This window comes from Paraglaciecola sp. 2405UD69-4, from assembly GCF_047525415.1.
Lineage (GTDB): Bacteria > Pseudomonadota > Gammaproteobacteria > Enterobacterales > Alteromonadaceae > Paraglaciecola.
Genome location: NZ_JBLIXM010000002.1, coordinates 241,757 through 262,572, shown reverse-complemented (window position 1 = coordinate 262,572; position 20,816 = coordinate 241,757). Strand labels below are relative to the sequence as shown.

Below are 20,816 nucleotides of genomic sequence, written 5' to 3'. Positions count from 1 at the left end.
ATTATTTCAACGCCGTACCAAGTGATTGTAAATATGCGATTAAGGCTTCCATTTCAGTCTTGCCTTTAACTGCGTCTTTTGCACCAGCAATATCTTCGTCTGTATAAGGAACACCAAAGTCTCTGAATACTGATAGTTTTTTCGCTGTTAATTCGCCATCTAAAGTATTTTCCATCAACCAAGGGAACCCAGGCATATTTGATTCTGGAACAACATCTCTAGGGTTAATTAAGTGAACTTGATGCCAAGCGTCACTATAACGACCACCTACACGAGCAAGGTCAGGACCGGTTCGCTTAGAACCCCATAAAAATGGATGTTCCCAAACTGATTCACCCGCTACTGAGTAATGACCGTAACGCTCTGTTTCAGCCCTGAAAGGGCGGATCATTTGGCTATGACAGCCAACACAACCTTCACGGATAAAAATATCACGTCCTTCCATCTGTAAAGGGGTATAAGGAGTTAAACCATCTACAGGCGTCATAGTTTGTTGCTGAAACATCAAGGGTGTAATTTGTGCCATTCCACCTAAGCTAATAGCAATTAATATTAGGATGGCTAAGAGTCCAACATTTTTTTCAATTATTTCATGTGCATTTTTCATTGATAGACTTCCTTACACTGCTTGCGCTTCAGGCTCTAAAGCCTGTTCTTTACTATCACTTTTAATTGTTCTGTAGCAGTTATAAGCCATGATTAACATGCCTATCACAACTAATACACCACCTAGGAATCTAACAAAGTAGAAAGGTTTTGACGCTTCTAATGATTCTACAAAACTATAGGTTAATGTTCCGTCGTCATTAATTGCTCTCCACATCAAACCTTGAAGAACACCAGACATCCACATTGCAACTATGTATAAAACAACGCCAACTGTAGCAAACCAGAAATGAACATTGATTAACTTGATGCTATACATTTTAGGCTTATCAAATAAAACAGGGATTAAGTGATAAATAGAACCGATAGAAACCATAGCAACCCAACCTAGGGCTCCAGAGTGTACATGTCCTATTGTCCAGTCTGTGTAATGTGACAAGGCATTAACTGTTTTGATAGCCATCATAGGGCCTTCAAATGTAGACATACCGTAGAATGATAAAGACACTACTAAGAATCGTAATACAGGGTCAGTTCTTAATTTGTGCCATGCACCTGATAAAGTCATGATTCCATTAATCATGCCACCCCACGAAGGTACAAATAGAATGATAGACATGGCCATACCTAAAGATTGAGTCCAATCAGGTAGGGCAGTGTAGTGTAAGTGGTGAGGGCCAGCCCAAATGTATAATGAGATAAGTGCCCAAAAGTGAACCACAGATAAACGGTAAGAATAAACCGGACGACCAGCCTGCTTAGGAACAAAGTAATACATCATCCCTAAAAAGCCTGCAGTTAGGAAGAAACCAACCGCGTTATGACCATACCACCACTGAATCATGGCATCTACAGCACCGGCATAAATCGAATAAGACTTGGTTAACGAAACCGGGATAACCATGCTATTAGCAATATGCAAAACAGCTACCGTGATCATGAAAGCACCGAAGAACCAGTTAGCTACGTAGATGTGAGAAACCTTACGTATAATCATAGTTCCGAAGAAGTTGATAATGTAAGACACCCAAACTAATGCTAGCAGAATATCAATAGGCCATTCTAGCTCTGCATATTCTTTTGAACTTGTAAGACCCATAGGTAAAGTGATAACCGCTAAAACGATAACAGCCTGCCAACCCCAAAAGGTAAAGCTGGCTAGTTTATCACTAAACAACCTAACATTAGATGTTCGCTGTACCACATATAAAGACGTAGCAAACAATGCACACCCACCAAAAGCAAAAATAACGGCATTGGTATGTAACGGTCTTAACCTAGAAAAGGTCAACCACGGAGTATCGAAGTTTAACGCAGGCCAATATAGTTGAGCGGCGATAAACACCCCCATACCCATACCTATAATGCCCCACACAACGGTCATAACCGCAAACTGCCGAATTACTTTATAGTTGTATTCGGGATGTACTTGAATAGCTTCACTCATTTAATGAATCTTCCACTCTGTTAACAATAAATTTACTGACTTTTTACAAATAAAATACAGCATAGTCTGATATTTGCCCAATTAGCTAAGCAATTGATATTTAGCTTAATATGATCCATAACCCCAAATATTCTAGGGATTTAATGAGCAAAAAGAAAGATAAAACAGGCTTGTCAGTCTTCTTTTTTTTTATCACACTAAATATCCTTTAAGTTTACCTGTTGAGAAATTGTGAGTCCCACCTTTTTTACAAGAACATTGATCACGGTCGCGATAATTTTGGTTGTCGTTGGTGTTTTATTTAACCAAAGCAATACATTAAGTATAAAACAAAGTACCCAATGCAACTTAAACGGTGCAAATTATTGTGAACTAACCAATCAAAATACCTCTGTATCTGTTGAGTTTGACCAAGATATAGCACTAGAAGAAGAGCTAATGTTAAGAATAGACCTAGCTCCTTCTCTGAAGATAAAACAGGCTTGGGTACAAGGAATCAATATGTATATGGGCAAGACTGCGGTGATTTTGCAAAATATCAATCATGAATCTTCTAAGACTAGTTACCATGGGGTGTTATTTTTAGGAGCGTGTAGCGAACCAGATATGAAGTGGCAATTAATAGTGCAAACCACAGACGCAAATGGCAACACTAAATCATGGTTCTTTAATTTTGAAACACACAGAAACTAAAAAGCCAGATAACTAAGTATCTGGCTTTATAAGAAGTGGCCTAAACTTCAACTACATTTGCGACTGCAAATAATTAGATAAACCTAAGCGTTTAATCAAGCCAAGTTGTTGTTCTAACCAGTGAGCATGATCCATTTCTGTATCGTCCAGCAATACCAAAAGCATGTCTCTAGTCACATAGTCTTTTTCAGTTTCACACAAGCTAATGGTATCTTTAAGTGCTTCAGCAACCACATACTCTACACGTAAATCACTCTCTAGCATGCTTGGTACGTCCGTACCTATAACTAAACCATCACGTTTAGTCATATCTGGCACACCTTCTAAAAACAATATGCGTTCAATTAGCTTAGTAGCGTGACCTTTTTCATCTTCAAATTCGTGGGAGATACGCTCGTATAGCTTAGTTAGCCCCCAATCTTGATACATTTCAGAATGAATGAAGTACTGGTCCATTGCCGCTAACTCATATGCTAATAAACCATTAAGTTTATCAATTACAATTTGTTGGCCTTTCATATTAATCTTCCTCTAACTGACTTTGTAGGTAGTTTTCAATACCCATGTGAGTTATTTGATATTGCTGAGTTTCTATCCAGTCAATGTGATCTTCTTCATATTTAAGAATGCCTTCTAAAAGATCTCTAGAAACAAAATCTTGAAGCTCTTCACAAAGGGTTATAGCATTTTTCAACAATGGAATTTGAGACTGCTGGAATGTCATGTCACAGCTAAGCATTTCATTAGTATCTTCACCAATCATTAGCTTACCTAATAATTGAAGGTTAGGAATACCTTCAAGAAACAAAACCCGCTCAATCAATTCATCAGCTTGCTTCATATCTTTTATAGATTTTTTGTAAGTTACTTTACTGAGGTTTTCAAATCCCCAATTTTTATACATTTTCGCATGTAAAAAATATTGGTTAATGGATGTAAGCTCAAAAGTTAGCACTTCATTTAGAGCTGTTATTACCTGTTTATCGCCTTTCATTTTCGTTCACCACGCATTTTTGATATGGCAAAGTATAGTATGTATAAAAATGCAAATCCACTAAAACCAGAAAAAATCCTTATAAAACAACAATATAGGTAGTAATAATGATTCTCATTTTTAATCTTTATTGGTTAAGTTGCGGCTAGGTAACAAGTGTAAGCTTTCCTCCGCAAAACCTATTCCAGCTTCTGTGAAAAAGTTGAAAACTTTATCACTTCCAGCATCGAGTAGAGGTTGAATTTCATCCTCATAGCGTGCAATGGCTGCAATTTTTCCCTTGTAACCAGCATGTTTTAGTTGCTCTGTAATGTTACAAATATCATCAATTGAGGGTAGGGCTAGCAAGATAAGTTCAACATGGCTCAAGTCCATATTTTCCCATAAATCAACGTCTTCACCATCTCCAACCATAGCCTTAAAGCCTTCATCTGTAAGGTTTTTTATTCGCATGGGATCAGCATCCATTCCCCATACTTTATGGCCAATAATTGCGTTAAGAGATGTATAGGCACCTTTACCAACCCGTCCAAGACCAATAACAATAACCTGGGCATCATCTGGTTGTATGTAAGCATCTTCTTTTAAGCGCTCTGTTTTCTCAAAGTTTCTGAGGAGATCCTTATACTTGGTATATTGATTATGGGAGGATTTATAAAATAGACCTGTAATAACAAATGAAAATGAAACCGCTAACGCAAATATAACCAGCCACTGCGCCGTTAACCAACCTAGGCTAACCAGTAATGCCACCACAATTAGCCCAAATTCACTGTAGTTAGACAACACTAAACTAGCTAAATAGCTGGTTCTAGCTCTTAGTCTGAGCATCAAGAATAGTTTGAAGAACAATAAAAACTTAACCGGAATTAGTATACATAACAAAATAGCTGTCAGTAACAAATCTAGAGTGGGTAGGGCACTGAAACCAATTGTTAAGAAGAAACCTATTAAAAAAAGGTCTTTAAAGGTCATTAATGCCTTTGATAATTCTGCGGATTTTACGTGTTTAGCTATTATCATTCCTACAATTAAGGCACCTAAATCTCCCTTAATACCAACAAGTTCAAATAACTGATAACCACCTAAGGCAATCATAAAACCAGATAGCACCAATAACTCGCCATGGCCAACTATCTCAAGGATTTTGGCCCATATAGGTTTAATAAAGAATAATAAAAGTAATAGAGGCGCCCAAACACTTGGAATTTTCCCGGTAGCTACAACCAAAAACAGCACAGCGACTATGTCTTGCATAACCAAGACACCTATGGCTAATTTGCCGTGTCTGGTTTTAATTTCTCCGCTTTCTTCGAGTATTTTAACTATGCAAACAGTACTACTAAAGCTCAAAGAAAAGGCCAACAAACTATGGGTAAAGAAATCTAAGGTCGCAAAAATTTCAAGTCCAACCCAAGCCAAGCCAGCCAGCACCAAGTTGACAAAGGTGATCCAAATAACGGTGTGGGAAATACTTCCTAGCCAGACTTCTTTTTTAAGTAAGTCTCTAACATTCAACTTTAAGCCAATAGTGAAAAGCATCAATGTAATGCCTAAATCAGCTAAAGTTTGAAGATCTTCTGTTGATTTGTATCCCAAATAATTTAAGACAAACCCAGCCGTTAGATAACCAATTAATGTGGGTAGACCGAGTAACTTAGCGCCAAAGCCACAAGCAAAGGCTAAGAGAATAAATGCAAATTCCATAATAGCGATTTAAAAGTTAGGTTAAAATATATGGTAAAGCTTTTCAGAAAGAATGCCAGAAGCTTTATTCTTTATCATTTCTAGATTGATGTATTTTAGTTTGCGATTAAAGCTAATGACTTAAATACAATTCTGAATTGCTTAACAAGCATAGATTTGAATGAAAGCAGGTGAAGAAGTGAAAATATGCGAATCCATTTGAGAGGCTTAATTTAATAACATAGTAGAGTAGATCGTTATCTTTATTAAAACACTTAATTTAACATAATATACATTATAGGTACTTGAGTATTAATGTGGATTAGGTACTTTATGGTGTCCAAAATCTATAATTCACTATTACTGACTCTACTTAAAACTTAACAAAGAGCTTAGCCTTGTCATTATAAATACAAGGCTAAGTAATTTTAAAACTCTTAATTAAAGCTAAGCTCAAAGTTTATCCTTAGTCACTTCAGAGTTGTTTGAGCGCCATAAGTAATAGACTGCAGGCAAAACTATAAGTGTTAAAACTAACGCACTTATCATGCCTCCGACCATAGGCGCTGCAATTCTACTCATGACTTCAGAGCCTGTACCAGTGCCATACATGACTGGTAATAAACCAAATATGATTGAGGTTGACGTCATCATAACTGGTCGTATACGCATGGCAGAACCTTCAATTACTGCACTTTTTAAAGCACTGTCTTTAATTAGCTTGCTTGTGGTGGCGTGTTTACATAGTTGGGTATACTTGGCATCTAAATAGGTTAACATTATGATCCCAATTTCTACTGCTACCCCTGCTAAAGCAATAAAACCAACGCCTACTGCAACAGAAAAGTTAAAGTTTTCTATGTAAAGTAACCAAATCCCGCCCGTTAATGCAAAAGGCAGTGTTCCCAAAATCATGGCTACTTGGGGAATGCTTTTAAAATTTAGATATAAAAGCACAATAATTATCCCAAGGGTTAAAGGTATAACATAACTTAATTTGGCCTTTGCTCTTTGCATATACTCGTATTGTCCGCTCCATGTAATCGAATATCCTGTCGGTAGTTGAAGGTCTTGATTCACGGCATTGATAGCTTCAGTAACATAATGGCCTATGTCTACATTTTCTATGTCGATATACACCCAACCATTAGGCCTAGCATTCTCGCTTTTGATCCCAGCTGGGCCATTTTCAATCCCAATAGTCGCTATGTCAGCTAGGGTTATATGGGCTCCACTAGGAGTCACTATTGGCAGTAACCCCAATTGTTCTGGGGAATCACGGTAGGATTGTGGAAACCTTACTTGCACCGGATAACGCTCTAATCCCTCCACACTTGTAGTTAAATCCATTCCACCTACAGCACTTGAAATAAAAGATTGTACATCAAGAATATTAAGGCCAAATCGGGCGGCGTTAAGCCTGTCAATATCTATAGTGATATAGCGTCCGCCAGCTACTCGTTCAGCATAAACAGAAGCAGTACCCGCAACACCTGATATTACTGACTCTAGCTGCTTTCCTATATCTTGAATAACAGCGAGATCTGGCCCGGCTATCTTGATGCCAACTGGTGTTTTGATGCCCGTAGCCAACATATCAATACGTGTTTTTATAGGCATGACCCATGCATTTGTGACACCAGGAAAATCAATTAATTGGTCCAGCTCTTCAATAATCGCCTCTTTAGTTACCCCTTGTCTCCACTGGGATTTAGGTTTAAAACGAATCGATGTTTCTATCATGGTTAAGGGCGCAGGATCCGTGGCTGTATTAGCTCGACCTACCTTTCCAAAAACGCTTTCTACCTCTGGTAAGGTTTTAATGAGTTTATTACTTTGTTGTAATATAAACCTAGCTTCTCCTATAGATACTGAGGCATAAGTGGTTGGCATATACATTAAGTCGCCCTCATCTAATGGCGGAATAAACTCAGTACCAATTTTTGATATTGGCCACAGTCCTATCAGTAATATAATTAGCGAACACAAAACCGTTGTTTTGGGGTACGTCAGAACTGACTTTAGAATCGGTTGATAGACAGCTATCAAGCCTTTGTTTATGGGGTTATCTTGCTCTTTGACAGTTTTCCCTCTTACAAAATATCCCATTAGTACTGGTACCAAGGTAATGGAAAGTACTGCCGCTGCAGCCATGGCAAATGTTTTAGTGTAAGCAAGGGGTGAAAACATACGCCCTTCTTGGGCCTCTAGGGTAAATACCGGTATAAAACTTACTGTAATAATAAGTAAGCTAAAGAATAGCGAAGGGCCAACTTCACCAGCTGCAGTCGCCACTAGCTTCCAGCGATTATCCTTAGTTAAAGGCGTTTTCTCTATGTGTTTGTGTAGGTTTTCTACGAGAACTATTGCACCATCAATCATGGCTCCAATAGCAATAGCAATGCCACCTAAAGACATAATATTGGCATTAATATCCAACATATTCATTGCAATAAATGCTATTAAAATTCCCACGGGTAGGCTGATAATAGCCACCAATGCTGACCTAACATGGAATAAAAACACTAGGCAAATTAACGCCACCACTAAAAATTCTGAGATTAACTTTTTACTTAAGTTATCGACTGAGTCCTTTATTAGTTTGGAGCGGTCATATACTGTGACTATTTCTACACCTTCAGGTAAGCTTTTTTGTAGTTCTGCCAGCCTAGCTTTGACACCATCAATGGTTGCTTGGGCGTTTTCGCCATAGCGCATTACCACAATACCGCCTACAGTTTCCCCTTCCCCGTTTAGCTCTGCTATACCTCTGCGTAATTGTGGTCCAATTTCAACTTTTGCAACATCTCTAACTAAAATGGGTGTCCCGGTTTCGTCTAACATACCCAATGGGATCGCTTCTATATCAGTTTTGTTTTCGATGTAGCCTGTGGTGCGGATCATATATTCGGCTTCTGCCATTTCTATTACAGACGCACCAGTTTCTTGATTCCCCCTTTGAATTGCCCTTTGTACGTGGGACAAAGGCATATCAAAAGCCTGTAATTTAATAGGATCAACTATTACTTGGTATTGCTTTACCATACCGCCAACTGAGGCTACTTCTGATACCCCAGGTACTGTTTGTAACTCATACTTTAAAAACCAATCTTGCAAGCTGCGAAGTTCGCTCAAACTTTGTTTACCGCTGGTGCTTGTCAAAGCATACATGTACACCCAACCTACCCCAGTTGCATCTGGCCCAAGCTGTGCCTTAGCTGAACCTGGTAAACTCGGTGCCACTTGAGACAAGTATTCCAACACTCGACTTCTTGCCCAATATAAGTCTGTTTTCTCGTCGAAAATCACGTATACATAAGAGTCACCAAAAAAGGAAAACCCTCTAACAGTTGTTGCACCTGGCACAGCTAACATTGCAGTTGTAAGGGGGTAAGTAACTTGGTCTTCAACTACTTGGGGGGCTTGTCCAGGATAAGTGGTTTTTATAATAACCTGCACATCTGATAAATCAGGTATGGCGTCAATGGGGGTATTTTTAATGGTAAATAACCCAGCACCTATAATAACTAAGGTGCTTAACAAGACTAATATACGATTATGAATAGACCATTGAATAACTGATGTAATCACTAGTGTTCACCTCTGTGGTGTTTACTGTGGTCCATTTCCATTGCCTCACTGGGCATCTCAACTTTTGGCGACTGTTGCTCTGTAAAATGCACAGTTTTAACTAGAAACATACCTGACGCTGTCTTAACTATTTCAACATGGATATCTTGATTCTCTTTAAATTGCGTCATATCAAGGTTTTCTGAAACTAAAAAATCCATAGTCATTCCCATCATGCCAAAGGTATCAAGTGGGCCATGTGTTAGATTTAGCATACTGTCTTCAATGAATACTTCGTTTACTGTTGCCAACGTCCAAGCACTTTGTTGGTTATCTTTTTGAATCGCTGAGAATGTAGCAGAACTATCTTCATCAGCTGCCATACGTTTAAAGTCAGAAGTGATACTACTTTCTGAATCAATTAAAAACTGAGCTGAGGTAACTATCTTATCGTTTTCGCTAAGGCCATTTGTAATTTCATAGAAGTCACCCAGCTTACGACCAACACCGACTTCAATTGATTTAAACTTACCTTCCTCCAATGCCAAAACGACTCTATCTTGCAAACCAGTTCTAATCACTGCATCCACAGGTACTGCCAACACTTTTATGCTGTGTTTATCTGAGCCATGGGCAATATCTAGCTGTAAAAATACATCTACAAACATTTCTGGCTTTAGTAACAAGCCAGGATTATCCAATAAAAACCGTACCTGTAAGGTTTTGGTCTTGTTATGCAATGACGGATAAATATATTCAACCTGACTACTTAGCTTAGTATTTGGGAAATACTCTGATGTAATACTTGCCTTTTGCCCTTCCTTAATAAAATTGGCATGCTCTGCAAATATGCTAGCGATAACCCAAACTTGATTAGTTGGTGCAACTGACAGCAGGGTTTTGCTAGGGGTAACAAAAAAGCCTTCTTGGATCTGCAAATTGTTTACAAATCCACTTTGGGGCGCAGTAAAAGTTACTGTGCGTTGTACTTTTTGGGTTTGCTTTAAACTATCTACCAAGGTAGCAGGAACATTTAGGGATTCTAATCTTGACTGAGCGGCTTGAATTAAATTTGCATTACCTTGCTTCAAAGCGAGTAACAGCTCTTCTTGTGCATTCACTAGTTCAGGTGAATATAAGTCGTACAATGGAGCGTCCTTTTCTATAAACTCCCCTGCACTTCTTACATAAAGGGTTTCTACCCAACCTTCGACACGTGCATGCACATGAACCATTAAATTTTGAGCATATTCCACCCGCCCAAAGGCTCGAATATCAACCGATGGCGTAATTAAATTCACCTCAGTGGTTTTTACCCCAAGGTTATTAACTATGCTTGGCTCAATCTCAACTGTGCCCTTGCTGGTCTCCTTAGTTTTTTCAGTCTTGTATACCGGGACTAAGTCCATACCCATAGGTGACTTACCTGGTTTGTCGCGCTTAAAATTTGGATCCATAGGAGCAACCCAATAAAGAGGGGCCTCACTGCTTTTAACCTCGTTACTAGTATGGTCACTAGGCTTTATGAACGCCCAATAACATAGCGCACTAATCCCAATTCCCATAATTAATCCAAGAGTTACGCCTAACCCATTGGGTTTTGAAAGGTGAGCGTTATTCATAGGTGTGAGCCTCCAAAGGTAAATAATAACGAAGTGTGGCGATAGCTTTATGTTTAGCCACTTCTAAGCCAAGTAAAGTAAGTTGTGCATCAAGCTCAGACACTTGGGCACGAACTACCTCGGCAAAATTACCTGCATCATTGGTGTAGGCGTTTAGTGAGGCTTGGGTCTGCTGTTTTATTTGAGGGATAATCCCAGTCTCATAAATGTTTATACGTTCACACAAGCCTTTATAATCAGCATATGCACTATTAACTGTGGCTAAAAACTCTCGTATAAGTAGGCGTTTTTCGGTTTTAACAGCTTCAGTTGTTTGCACCCTACTGGAAATTTCAGCGTCTTGTTTTGTTGATGAAAACAGCGGCATAGACATACTAATTCCCACCGAGTAAAAGTTAGCTCTACTGGTTCCTTGTGGCGTGTCATCCCTAAAACTATAGCTAGCGTTAACTGCATATTGGGGCTTTAAACTTTGTTTCGCTATTTTGGTATCAACTTCATACCTTTTTACTTGCTGAGCTTTAGCACGAACTAATGGATGCATAGAGACTAATTGAATAACCCCTTGATTAGATTGACTATCGAATAATGAGATACGCTTCTTATCCAAGTAAGAAATATCATTCAACTTACTAGGTAATTGGATACCGGAGTTGGGAATATAATCTGTCATTCCTGAAGTTCGGCTACTAAAAAGATATTGAGATAGCTTTTTAAGTGATACTGCTTTTTGTGTTTTCAATTCAATCAAGCGGTCACGTAAGCGCATAATTTCCAACTCTGCGCGAATAATATCTTGCTGACCTGCACTGCCAACAGAGGAGGCATAACTGGTGCTAACAATTTCTTCTAACTTTTGTATCAACGGGCGAGTTTCTTCAACTAATTGGTAGCTCGTTTGGGCTTTATAGGCGTCTAACCAAAGCTCCTCGGCTCTAAGGGCTACTTTAGCCTTACGATCAAACCGTAATAGGGGCTGTTCCTCAGCTACAGTTTTATACTTTTCTTGTTGAAGTTTGAGGGTATCGCCCCTTGGCAACTGTTGACTAGCAGCAAGTTGTAGTTGTGTCATTTCCTCCTGGTTAAAGGCAAATCCATTACTCGGTAAGTTCAATACACTCATGCTAATGACTGGATCCGGTAGTGCGTCTGCACCTTCACTTAAAGCGTATAGCCCATTTTCAATACTTTGGCTCTTTGATAGCCAATCGTCATTTTGTATCGCGATTTTAATAGTGTCAGACAAACTAAGTGGTGTGCCTGTTGCTGCAATCGATTGACTTTTCGCTTCAAAGGACAATAAGCCAAGTACCATGCAAGCAGTGATATTGGCCCTCACAGAGCTATTTATACTCTTCCTTAAATGGGCAGTAGCTAGAGTGCTAAAAATGTTACGCATTGTTTGTTCTCAAATTGTCAAATAACCACTAAGTAAGGCAATGCCTAAAAGCAGTCTTATTTAAAATAAATAAATCAAATATTTCGATTTTCCCCACTTGAGCTGGGGTGAGAACTAAAAGATTGGAGGTCGTTTTACTTGATCAATAGAAGGAGATGGCAGGTATTGCGGGAAGTAGGCAATAGGTATACTTACACTGTGCAGTTCCATTGACTCAAAGGGAGATATCAAAATAACAATAGAGCCAACAAGGGATTCACACCCACATTGCCCATCATTGCATATATTAGAAATAGCCATTTCAGAGTCAGAGTTATCGCAACATTCCATTTTTTCCATTGCAGAGCTTGAATCACCACTTCTATGATTATCCATCATTGAAGACATGTCCATTTGCTCACTACCCTGCTGCACATGAGACTGCATTTGCATATCGCAGTGCTCAGCCGATGGCACAGCCTCATACGCCTTGCTGACTTGGCTAGTCAATAAGGTAAGCATGATTAATAAACATTTGATGGTGATTTTCATGTAGCTAGTGTAATCAAAATGAATAGAGTGTCAATCAAGGCAGGCTGCTATGGCGTGTAATGAATCAGTCCACACCATAAACCACCTAGCTTTTATTACAAAGATTTAACCGCTAATAGCACAGCGTACAAAATGGGTTGATGTACTAAGTAAATAATAAGTGAATATTGACCTAAGGTACTTAGCTTATTAAATACAGTATTTTCTGGAAGCCTAATAGAAAACAACTGTTTATGCATGACAAACACACCAATAAGCACCACACCTAGCCAAGGTATAATACTGGCTAAGTCCACTGTTGTTTTAGGGATACCTAAGTGTTTGACCGACCAAGACCAAATTGGCTCCATAGACAACCAGCCTAAACTATAAGACAGAATAATTAGTACACCTATAATCAAGGAAAAATTAGGTATACGTACAAAAAGTACAGATATAGGTAAAGCCACCGCTATCAAATGAATTATCCCAAAATATACCCAAGCGCTGGGATACATGAACAAGCTGCCAATAGTTAAGATTAACGCAACAAATAGCAATTTAGCTGTCGCCATTGTGAGCTTTCTGAGATTAATATGTTTATGGTAAGCCAAATAACTACTCATACCGACAGCCAATAAAAAGCTAGTTACAATAATGGCTCTAAAAATTCTCCATTCTAAATCTTGCCCAGTATTGTATGAGGCCCAGCCAAATATGCTTAAGTCATAGCAAAAATGAAAAATGACCATCAAAACTATGGCAAAACCTCTTAACACATCAAGTTCATAACAGCGGTGTACTTTATTTTTAGTTAACTTCATGTTTTTATTAATTATTATTATCTTTTAACCATTCATTCAGTAACTTAATTTGGCCACATTTATAGGCCGCATAGGTTATGCGTAACGAATTGGATAAGATTTCACTATCTGTCCACCCCGTTTTCTCGGATATTTCTTTATAACAAAATCTAGCCTGGGGCGTGACATATCCCCTTACCTGCTTGTTACCCTTTTCTTTTTGTCTTTCACGAAAACGTTTTTGCTTTTCTGCATTTGCCGTAGATTTTAACTTGCTCATTCTGCCCTTGTTACTTAGTTTTATGCTTTTTACATCTTAATTTATTAAAAAGTATAAGTTTTTGACTGTTCAGAGTTGTTTAGCTTACAAGTGTTCGCTAAATTACTACCTAAAATAATTTAGGCAAGTATATAGAATGACAATGCAACAAAATAGTTTCACGAGAGAAGAACTTTTAGCCTGTAGTAGAGGCGATTTATTTGGTCCTGGCAATAGTCAGCTTCCTGCCCCTAACATGTTGATGATGGACAGAATTGTAGAGATACATGAAACAGGTGGGGAATTTGACAAAGGTTATATTGAAGCTGAGTTAGATGTCACTCCAGATTTATGGTTTTTTGATTGTCACTTTCCGGGTGATCCAGTCATGCCTGGTTGTTTAGGATTAGACGCAATGTGGCAATTAGTTGGCTTTTTCTTAGGATGGTCAGGTGGGCCAGGTAAAGGTCGTGCATTAGGAGTTGGTGAAGTAAAATTTACTGGTCAAATATTACCAACAGCCAAAAAAGTAACTTACCGCATTGATTTGAAGCGTGTTATCAAGCGTAAATTATTTATGGGGTTAGGTGACGGTACTGTTGCTGTTGATGGAAGAGTTATCTATCAAGCTAAAGATTTAAAAGTTGGTTTGTTCCAAGACACTAGCAGCTTTTAAGTTCTCCCTATCACACATAATAAAGCCCCTTTGCTGGGGCTTTATTTTTATTTAATTAATCCTAAATTTTTATCATCTATGGCCTCTCGCCAACCGCCTAACCACTCAGACCTCACTTCTGAACTTTGGAATGGGCAATTATCCTTAGAACGCCCTGCAACGCCTGCTTGGTAACCTTTGGAATGTGCTCTGGAAAGTCTGTCTCTTTTCTGTCTTTTCATTGAGTTCTCTCTTTCGGTTTTAAGGTGAGTTAGTAGTTCTTGTGAACCACGCTATAAGAGATAATAGAATTGTAATATTGGTTCAATAGCCGAACGCATTTTTTCTGATGTATTTCTAATAAATCATTGAAAATACAAAAGTAATTTTCATAAACCAATTTCTACTAAAAAAATTGTTTTTAAACCCTGTTGTAATATAAATTTAATATTATCAATTACCAATGACATACAAAAAAACCGCTAAGTAGCGGTTTTTTAATTGGGTATCGGTTTTATCTTTTTACTACTCTGCGCCATAAAAGCAACAAACCTGAAAACATTATCAGCCATCCTAGTGATGCACCTTGGCGTGGTCTTGCTATTTCTTCAATAGGGACTTCACAGGTTTCTATTTCTCCACCTTCAATAGGCACGAGCTTCACTGCAGCTATCTTATCAACTAGGATTTCATTACCACCTGAGTCTAGAATTAACTCGCCTCTAGAATCCCGTGCCGGCTGCAAATACAAAGCGGTTGCTGCAATCTCATCGTTATCATTAATGGCATTAGCTTGAACTATGGTATAAATCGAATCGCAATCAATTAAATCACCGATTCGGTTAAACTCCTGTGTATTGTGGTCATACAAAAAGCCTTCGCTTCGTCTTCCATTTATTGCTGCATCAACTTCACCAAAGCCAACCACTAAATTATTATTATTAACGGCTAAGGCGACACTCCTTGAGCCTGCAAAAAAATCATCGGGTGATTCAAGTTCACCTAAGCTCATATCGTAAACAAAAAATTTATCTCTGGTAAAACCGTTTACACGCTGAGCATGATATCCAACCACCAAGTTATTGTTATTTATATCTGTCGCGGTACTAATATTTACAGTTGACAACGCGACTAACTCTTCAGGATTAGGAGTTAGATTGATGATTTCATCACCATTAAATATAACACCGTAATTACGAATTACTGTTCCTTGAGCGTTAGTATATTCACCGTTTGATACGCCTACAGCAATACCATTGTCATTAATTGCCACAGCTCGGCTAGTGTAACCAGAGGTGTCTTCTGCTTCTGGCTCAAACAAAATACCAAGTTCAGTGGTATCTAATAGATTCCCTTCGTCATCTAGCTCCCAAATTAAGCCTCTTAATTGAGACGCATCTGTCAAATTAGAAGTCAGTGTTGCAGCCAAGCTAGAGATACACGACTCATAAGGTACATCACCTCTTAAGTCTTCGTCTTCACAGTTTTCTTCTGCTAGTTCAAAAGAGTCTGTTAAAAATTCTGTGGTTCCAAACCCGACTACCTGATTACTGTTATTTAAGCCATAGGCTTCACTAAAACCACCAGCAAAATCTTCAGGAGGTGGCAATTCTGTAGTCACTCCATTTCTTGAAACAAAGCCTCTTCTACCAAACTCATTTACGACAAAAGTAACATCTTCGCCATCATCTAGCTGGTAATCCACTTTAAAATAGTAACCTTGGCTACTTCCAGCGGTAAAATCTGAGTTATTAATGTCACGGGTGGTTACGTTTGAACTAAAGGTGTAATCGCCATCTTCTGACGCTTCTTGGTCAAAAACAGGTATATAGTTTGTTTCATCTTCAGATGCTTGATAACTAATGAGGGATGCAATTTGTTGAGATAATTGAGAACCGCTTTGATCTCTGATAAACCCTAAAAGTAATTCATAATCTACTTCATTAATATTGCCAAAGCTCGCCGCTGCTGGATCCGTTAACAAAGCATTTAACGCGATAGAGTCAAAATCTAGTAGATCTAAATCGATTGGCACATTATAGGGTGATGCAACATTAACAGACATTTCGCCATCATCATTGATAGCACTAGGAAAACTGTCTTCTCCTACATTGGCAACATCTAACTCAACCACTCTATATTTAGCGGCTTCTACTGGACCTATTGATAAAAGAGCAATAGATAGTGCTACAGCCAGCTTTTTCTTAATCATTTAATATCCTGCTTACTACTTATGTATTATTCGAGCATGCCTTCGATTTCATCCCACCTGTCGTATGATTGAGTTAAAACACTTTGTTTCTCACTCAGTTCATTAAGTATTGGGTCTGTAACCGATGCATCTTGTTTGAAAAAGTCAGCTTTATTGACTGTTTCTTGTAAGGTCTCAATCTGAGTTTCCAAGGTTTCAATTTTTAAAGGTAACGATTCTAATTCATGTTGAAGTTTATATGATAGTTTTTTACTGTTTCCATCCTTGGGCTTAGCCTTTAGACTCTTAGTTTCTGATTTAGTTTCAGTTTTTGATTTTTTATCAGATGAAAATTGTTGATACCAGTTAGCTATGTCTGTACAGCCACCAACAAATTCTTTAACAATACCATTACCTTCAAAAAAGTAACTTGATGTCACTACATTATCAACAAACTCTCTATCATGGCTTACTAGTATTACTGTGCCAGGGTAATTTGAAATGGTATCTTCTAGCAACTCAAGTGTTTCCACATCTAAGTCGTTTGTCGGTTCATCCAAAATAAGTAAATTACTGGGCTTGAGCATTAGTTTAGCCAGTAATAATCTGTTTTTCTCGCCTCCAGATAAAGATTTAACCGGGGAATTTACTCGCTCAGGCGTAAACAGATAATCTTGCAGGTAACTCATAACATGTTTAGTACGCCCATTTAGGGTCACTTCACGTTTACCATCTGCAATACAATCTATAACCCTAAGCTCACCGTCTAACTGGTCTCTGTGCTGATCAAAATAAGCGACCTCAATATTTGCACCAGATTTCACTGTTCCAGAGGTTGGCGCTAATTCTTCAAGTAAGAGTTTGATGAGAGTACTTTTACCACATCCATTAGGGCCAACTAATGCTAGTTTTTCGCCCCGCAAGATAGTGGTTGTTAATGACTCTACTATGAGCTTATCTGCAATTTTGTAATGTAGCGCTTCGGTCTCAAAAACAATCTTTCCTGAGCTCTTAGATTCGCTCACACTGACTTTTGCTCTACCCAATTTATTTGCACGCTGAGAATGCTCCAAACGTAAGGCTTTAAGTGCCCTAACCCGTCCTTCGTTTCTGGTTCGGCGAGCTTTAATGCCTTGTCTAATCCAGGTTTCTTCCTGGCTCAATTTTTTATCGAATAAGGCATTTTGGGCTTCTTCAACTTCTAGGTCATGAGTTTTTTGTTCTAAATATGCTTGATAACTACCAGGATAACTTACAAGATTACCTCGGTCTAAATCAATAATTCTACTGGCTACTTTTCTAATAAACGCTCTATCATGGCTTACAAATACAACTGCTCCAGAATACCCAGCTATGGCCTCTTCAAGCCACTTGATCATATTTATATCAAGGTGGTTTGTTGGTTCGTCTAACAACAAAACATCTGGTTCACTTGCCATGGCTTTAGCTAGTGCAGCTTTTCTTCGCCAACCACCTGATAAGTCACTGAGTTGCTGATTTGGGTCTAACTGCAGCTTAGTTAATACTTGTTGAATTTTTTGTTCAAACTGCCAACCATTATGATGGTCGATTTTGTGTTGCAATGATTCCAATTTTGATAAATTGGCTTCTGATGGGTCTTCAGCAACTAAATCTGCGGTTTGAAAGTATTCCTTTAAATATTGGCCAACTTCAGCTAAACCTTCAGATACATAATCAAACAGCGAACACTGCACACTTGACGGTGGGTCTTGTGGTAGACGGGAAATTTTCACATCACCACTAACAATCCGTTGACCATCATCAAGTTTGATTTCACCCTCTATGACTTTCAGTAAGGTTGACTTACCACAGCCATTTCGACCAACCAAACACAGCCTTTCTCCTGGCTGAATAACTAACTCGATACCATTTAATAATGGTGGATGCCCAAGAATAATACTGGCATTTTTTAACTGAAATAAACTCAAGATAAAAACTCTTCTAATTGTTCTTTATTAAATGGCCAAGCTAACTCTGTTTGGCTTTGTTCATCAAGTAACACTGGGATCCTTGCACCATAATTATGATATAAGTCTGTACTTGAGCGAACATCGACTTTTGTAGCCATTGCCAGCGCTTTTGGTGATACTTCTCTTAATAGAGACTCTGCTTGGTCACACAAGCAACATTCTTTACCAGAATAAAAAATTAATGACATAAGACTTAATGTTCCTACTGCTTAACTAGAGACCAACAATGATGGATCTTAGGGTTTCTCTGAAAATCCTCAGGCAATGTCTGTTTAGATATATTATTAATCGTAACCCCCATTTTACCTAAAGAAGCCTCATCTAACTTAAACTGACGTAAGTTGTTAGAGAATATGATTTCGCCTCCAGGTTTTAAACATTTAAGGGCATCGCTCAACAGGTTAATGTGATCTCTTTGCACATCCCATGTGGATTCCATTCGCTTTGAATTAGAAAATGATGGTGGGTCAATAAACATTAAATCATACTGGCTATTATGGTTCTTCAACCAAGTTAAGCAGTCTGCTTGAACAAACTCATATGCCCCTTTAAGACCATTTATCTTAAAGTTTTCTTTCGCCCAATCAATATAGGTATTTGACATATCAACAGTTGTAATGGATTTTGCTCTACCTAAAGCAGCATGGACCGACACACTGCCCGTATAAGCAAACAAATTCAATACATCTTTGCCCGCAGATTTTTGCTGTACAATTTGACGGGTAATTCTATGGTCTAAAAATAAACCAGTGTCTAAGTAATCAAATAAGTTAACTTGGAATTTAGCGCCATTTTCAAAAACCTCAATGGTTTCTTTACGTTGTGATACTTTCTGATACTGATTTTTACCTTTTTGCTGCTCACGCACTTTCAGAATTATCTTGTTTGCATCCACACCTGTGACTTGTGGCAATGACAAAACAACATCTTGTAACCGTCTTTTTGCTTTATGCTCAGGTACGTCTTTTGGCGCAGCGTATTCATGCACCACTAGATAATCAGCGTACCTATCAACGGCAACATTATATTCGGGTAAGTCCGCATCATAAATACGATAACAATTGGTATTTTGCTTTTTTAACCAGCGCTGCGTTTTTTGCAAATTCTTTTTTAGTCTGTTTGCAAAGTCATTACTTATTGGTTTGGTTTCTCGAACAATACAATTACGTTCATCTAACTCAAAATTCACTAACACACACTCAAGCTTACCATTCATGAGTTTGTATTCTTTATTCGAGCTTAACTTCATTTGCCTTAGCAAATCTCGGTCTGAAGTTAATATAGACAATTTCCAGTTCTGGAAATTCTGCTTTAACGCTAAGCCCCATTTTTGAAAGGTAGGAATAAGCTTATTACTGTCGCTTAACCTTTCGCCATAGGGTGGATTAGTGACTATATAACCATGGTTATTTTCTAATAAACCAAATTTACAGGCATCATGAGTACTAAAGTCAATATTATCTAGCACTCCCGCTATACGAGCATTTTCTTTAGCAATTGCAACAACGGACTTATCTATATCATTAGCGTATATTTTTCCGGCTGGTTCTTTTTGCTCAGCATCTGCTTGGTTTTTAAGTTCATTCCATAGGTCAACTTCATGTTGTTTCCAAGCATCAAATCCCCATTGTTTGCGGCTAAGGCCAGGAGCGACGTTTTTAGAAACTAATGCCGCTTCGATTGCAATAGTCCCTGCACCGCACATAGGATCTAATAAAGGCTTGTCTATATCTACCGTCCAACCGCTTCTAATTAACATAGCACTAGCTAAATGCTCTTTGACCGGAGCTAAACCTGTTTTCGCCCGATAATGGCGTTGATGCAAACTTTGGCCAGATAAGTCTATATATACAGCTAATACATTGCGCCACAATCTAGCTTGAATTCGGATATCAGGAGAAAGCTTATTGACTGATGGACGCTCATCAAAAAAAGTCGAAAACTGATCAACTATGGCATCTTTAACTTTTAAACCACCAAACTGAGTATTATTAATACTTTGATTGGTGCCATTAAAGTCAACCATAAAGGTGTCATGGACCCCAAAATGACTAGGCCAGTTCGCCTTGTCTGTTACTTTGTAAACATCGTCTGCAGTATCAATTTCACCTTCCGCTAATTTAACCAAGACGCGGTTAGCTAACCTCGACCACAAACAAATTTTATAGGCATCACTTAATTGCCCAGTCATTAATACCTGACCGGGCTTACTTTTTAATGCCACATCTGGGCAAATAGCTGCAATCTCATCAAAAAGCAGGCCATCTAAGCCTTTAGAAGTGGTTATTAAAAATTCAAACATTATGTATCTCACATGGATATGGCGCTAAAACGGGCGGGATTATACGGTAAATAAGCATTAAGCGCATGTTTAATCAGGAAAAGGACTG

18 protein-coding genes are annotated in these 20,816 nt (G+C 38.4%); 2 read left to right on the top strand and 16 right to left on the bottom strand.

Going from position 1 to position 20,816, the window contains the following annotated elements; translation table 11 throughout:
• Position 1: 1 nt before the first annotated feature.
• Positions 2-607: a cytochrome-c oxidase, cbb3-type subunit II gene (gene ccoO / locus ACMUMK_RS07700; protein WP_414700549.1), complete on the bottom strand. Its 606-nt coding sequence runs from the start codon at positions 605-607 to the stop codon at positions 2-4.
• 12 nt (positions 608-619) lie between these two features.
• Entirely contained in the window at positions 620-2,053 is a 1,434-nt protein-coding gene (gene ccoN, locus ACMUMK_RS07695; protein ID WP_414700548.1) for a cytochrome-c oxidase, cbb3-type subunit I, read from the bottom strand.
• Positions 2,054-2,284: 231 nt separating this feature from the next.
• Between ccoN and ACMUMK_RS07690 the strand changes: the two genes are divergently transcribed.
• Positions 2,285-2,746, top strand: a complete 462-nt coding sequence (locus ACMUMK_RS07690; RefSeq protein ID WP_414700547.1) for a hypothetical protein — start codon at positions 2,285-2,287, stop codon at positions 2,744-2,746.
• Between the two features lie 51 nt (positions 2,747-2,797).
• Here ACMUMK_RS07690 and bfr (ACMUMK_RS07685) read toward each other — a convergent pair whose 3' ends face one another.
• The 9 genes from bfr (ACMUMK_RS07685) to ACMUMK_RS07645 form a co-directional block, all read right to left on the bottom strand.
• The gene (gene bfr, locus ACMUMK_RS07685; protein WP_414700546.1) at positions 2,798-3,265 is read right to left on the bottom strand and encodes a bacterioferritin; all 468 of its coding nucleotides are present in this window, start codon (positions 3,263-3,265) and stop codon (positions 2,798-2,800) included.
• A gap of 1 nt (position 3,266) precedes the next feature.
• Positions 3,267-3,740: a bacterioferritin gene (gene bfr, locus ACMUMK_RS07680; RefSeq protein WP_414700545.1), complete on the bottom strand. Its 474-nt coding sequence runs from the start codon at positions 3,738-3,740 to the stop codon at positions 3,267-3,269.
• A 120-nt stretch (positions 3,741-3,860) separates the two neighbouring features.
• Positions 3,861-5,447, bottom strand: coding sequence for a cation:proton antiporter (locus ACMUMK_RS07675; RefSeq protein ID WP_414700544.1), 1,587 nt, complete (start codon positions 5,445-5,447; stop codon positions 3,861-3,863).
• 432 nt (positions 5,448-5,879) lie between these two features.
• Entirely contained in the window at positions 5,880-9,017 is a 3,138-nt protein-coding gene (locus ACMUMK_RS07670; RefSeq protein WP_414700543.1) for an efflux RND transporter permease subunit, read from the bottom strand.
• Positions 9,017-10,618, bottom strand: a complete 1,602-nt coding sequence (locus tag ACMUMK_RS07665; protein ID WP_414700542.1) for an efflux RND transporter periplasmic adaptor subunit — start codon at positions 10,616-10,618, stop codon at positions 9,017-9,019. The genes ACMUMK_RS07670 and ACMUMK_RS07665 overlap by 1 nt, the downstream gene beginning before the upstream one ends.
• Entirely contained in the window at positions 10,611-12,017 is a 1,407-nt protein-coding gene (locus tag ACMUMK_RS07660) for a TolC family protein (protein WP_414700541.1), read from the bottom strand. Before ACMUMK_RS07660 ends, ACMUMK_RS07665 begins: the two co-directional genes overlap by 8 nt.
• A gap of 114 nt (positions 12,018-12,131) precedes the next feature.
• Positions 12,132-12,548: a hypothetical protein gene (locus ACMUMK_RS07655; RefSeq protein WP_414700540.1), complete on the bottom strand. Its 417-nt coding sequence runs from the start codon at positions 12,546-12,548 to the stop codon at positions 12,132-12,134.
• 95 nt (positions 12,549-12,643) lie between these two features.
• On the bottom strand, positions 12,644-13,351 hold the full coding sequence (locus ACMUMK_RS07650; RefSeq protein ID WP_414700539.1) for a heparan-alpha-glucosaminide N-acetyltransferase: 708 nt from the start codon (positions 13,349-13,351) through the stop codon (positions 12,644-12,646).
• A gap of 7 nt (positions 13,352-13,358) precedes the next feature.
• A complete protein-coding gene (locus ACMUMK_RS07645) occupies positions 13,359-13,610 on the bottom strand; it encodes a hypothetical protein (protein WP_133471555.1) in 252 nt (83 codons plus the stop codon).
• A 136-nt stretch (positions 13,611-13,746) separates the two neighbouring features.
• Between ACMUMK_RS07645 and fabA the strand changes: the two genes are divergently transcribed.
• Positions 13,747-14,265 carry a 3-hydroxyacyl-[acyl-carrier-protein] dehydratase FabA gene (gene fabA / locus ACMUMK_RS07640; protein ID WP_414700538.1) on the top strand — a complete coding sequence of 173 codons (519 nt, stop codon included), beginning with the start codon at positions 13,747-13,749 and terminating at the stop codon, positions 14,263-14,265.
• A 47-nt stretch (positions 14,266-14,312) separates the two neighbouring features.
• Here fabA and rmf read toward each other — a convergent pair whose 3' ends face one another.
• The 5 genes from rmf to rlmKL all read right to left on the bottom strand — a co-directional run bounded on the left by rmf (position 14,313) and on the right by rlmKL (position 20,728).
• Positions 14,313-14,486: a ribosome modulation factor gene (gene rmf / locus ACMUMK_RS07635; RefSeq protein WP_414700537.1), complete on the bottom strand. Its 174-nt coding sequence runs from the start codon at positions 14,484-14,486 to the stop codon at positions 14,313-14,315.
• 272 nt (positions 14,487-14,758) lie between these two features.
• Positions 14,759-16,456 (bottom strand): DUF3466 family protein, encoded by a 1,698-nt coding sequence (locus ACMUMK_RS07630; RefSeq protein ID WP_414700536.1) that lies wholly within the window; start codon positions 16,454-16,456, stop codon positions 14,759-14,761.
• Between the two features lie 26 nt (positions 16,457-16,482).
• Positions 16,483-18,384, bottom strand: a complete 1,902-nt coding sequence (locus tag ACMUMK_RS07625) for an ABC transporter ATP-binding protein (RefSeq protein ID WP_414700535.1) — start codon at positions 18,382-18,384, stop codon at positions 16,483-16,485.
• Positions 18,381-18,614, bottom strand: coding sequence for a glutaredoxin family protein (locus ACMUMK_RS07620; RefSeq protein WP_414700534.1), 234 nt, complete (start codon positions 18,612-18,614; stop codon positions 18,381-18,383). The genes ACMUMK_RS07625 and ACMUMK_RS07620 overlap by 4 nt, the downstream gene beginning before the upstream one ends.
• Positions 18,615-18,628: 14 nt before the next feature.
• A complete protein-coding gene (gene rlmKL, locus ACMUMK_RS07615) occupies positions 18,629-20,728 on the bottom strand; it encodes a bifunctional 23S rRNA (guanine(2069)-N(7))-methyltransferase RlmK/23S rRNA (guanine(2445)-N(2))-methyltransferase RlmL (RefSeq protein ID WP_414700533.1) in 2,100 nt (699 codons plus the stop codon).
• Between the last annotated feature and the right edge of the window lie 88 nt (positions 20,729-20,816).

Excerpts from the sequence above, each read along its gene's own strand:
- ACMUMK_RS07675 (WP_414700544.1), bottom strand. The coding sequence starts at position 5,447 with ATGGAATTTGCATTTATTCTCTTAGCCTTTGCTTGTGGCTTTGGCGCT.
- ccoO (WP_414700549.1), bottom strand. The coding sequence starts at position 607 with ATGAAAAATGCACATGAAATAATTGAAAAAAATGTTGGACTCTTAGCC.
- ACMUMK_RS07660 (WP_414700541.1), bottom strand. The coding sequence starts at position 12,017 with ATGCGTAACATTTTTAGCACTCTAGCTACTGCCCATTTAAGGAAGAGT.
- ACMUMK_RS07620 (WP_414700534.1), bottom strand. The coding sequence starts at position 18,614 with ATGTCATTAATTTTTTATTCTGGTAAAGAATGTTGCTTGTGTGACCAA.
- ccoN (WP_414700548.1), bottom strand. The coding sequence starts at position 2,053 with ATGAGTGAAGCTATTCAAGTACATCCCGAATACAACTATAAAGTAATT.
- rlmKL (WP_414700533.1), bottom strand. The coding sequence starts at position 20,728 with ATGTTTGAATTTTTAATAACCACTTCTAAAGGCTTAGATGGCCTGCTT.
- bfr (WP_414700545.1), bottom strand. The coding sequence starts at position 3,740 with ATGAAAGGCGATAAACAGGTAATAACAGCTCTAAATGAAGTGCTAACT.
- bfr (WP_414700546.1), bottom strand. The coding sequence starts at position 3,265 with ATGAAAGGCCAACAAATTGTAATTGATAAACTTAATGGTTTATTAGCA.
- fabA (WP_414700538.1), top strand. The coding sequence starts at position 13,747 with ATGACAATGCAACAAAATAGTTTCACGAGAGAAGAACTTTTAGCCTGT.
- rmf (WP_414700537.1), bottom strand. The coding sequence starts at position 14,486 with ATGAAAAGACAGAAAAGAGACAGACTTTCCAGAGCACATTCCAAAGGT.
- ACMUMK_RS07630 (WP_414700536.1), bottom strand. The coding sequence starts at position 16,456 with ATGATTAAGAAAAAGCTGGCTGTAGCACTATCTATTGCTCTTTTATCA.
- ACMUMK_RS07650 (WP_414700539.1), bottom strand. The coding sequence starts at position 13,351 with ATGAAGTTAACTAAAAATAAAGTACACCGCTGTTATGAACTTGATGTG.
- ACMUMK_RS07665 (WP_414700542.1), bottom strand. The coding sequence starts at position 10,618 with ATGAATAACGCTCACCTTTCAAAACCCAATGGGTTAGGCGTAACTCTT.
- ACMUMK_RS07645 (WP_133471555.1), bottom strand. The coding sequence starts at position 13,610 with ATGAGCAAGTTAAAATCTACGGCAAATGCAGAAAAGCAAAAACGTTTT.
- ACMUMK_RS07655 (WP_414700540.1), bottom strand. The coding sequence starts at position 12,548 with ATGAAAATCACCATCAAATGTTTATTAATCATGCTTACCTTATTGACT.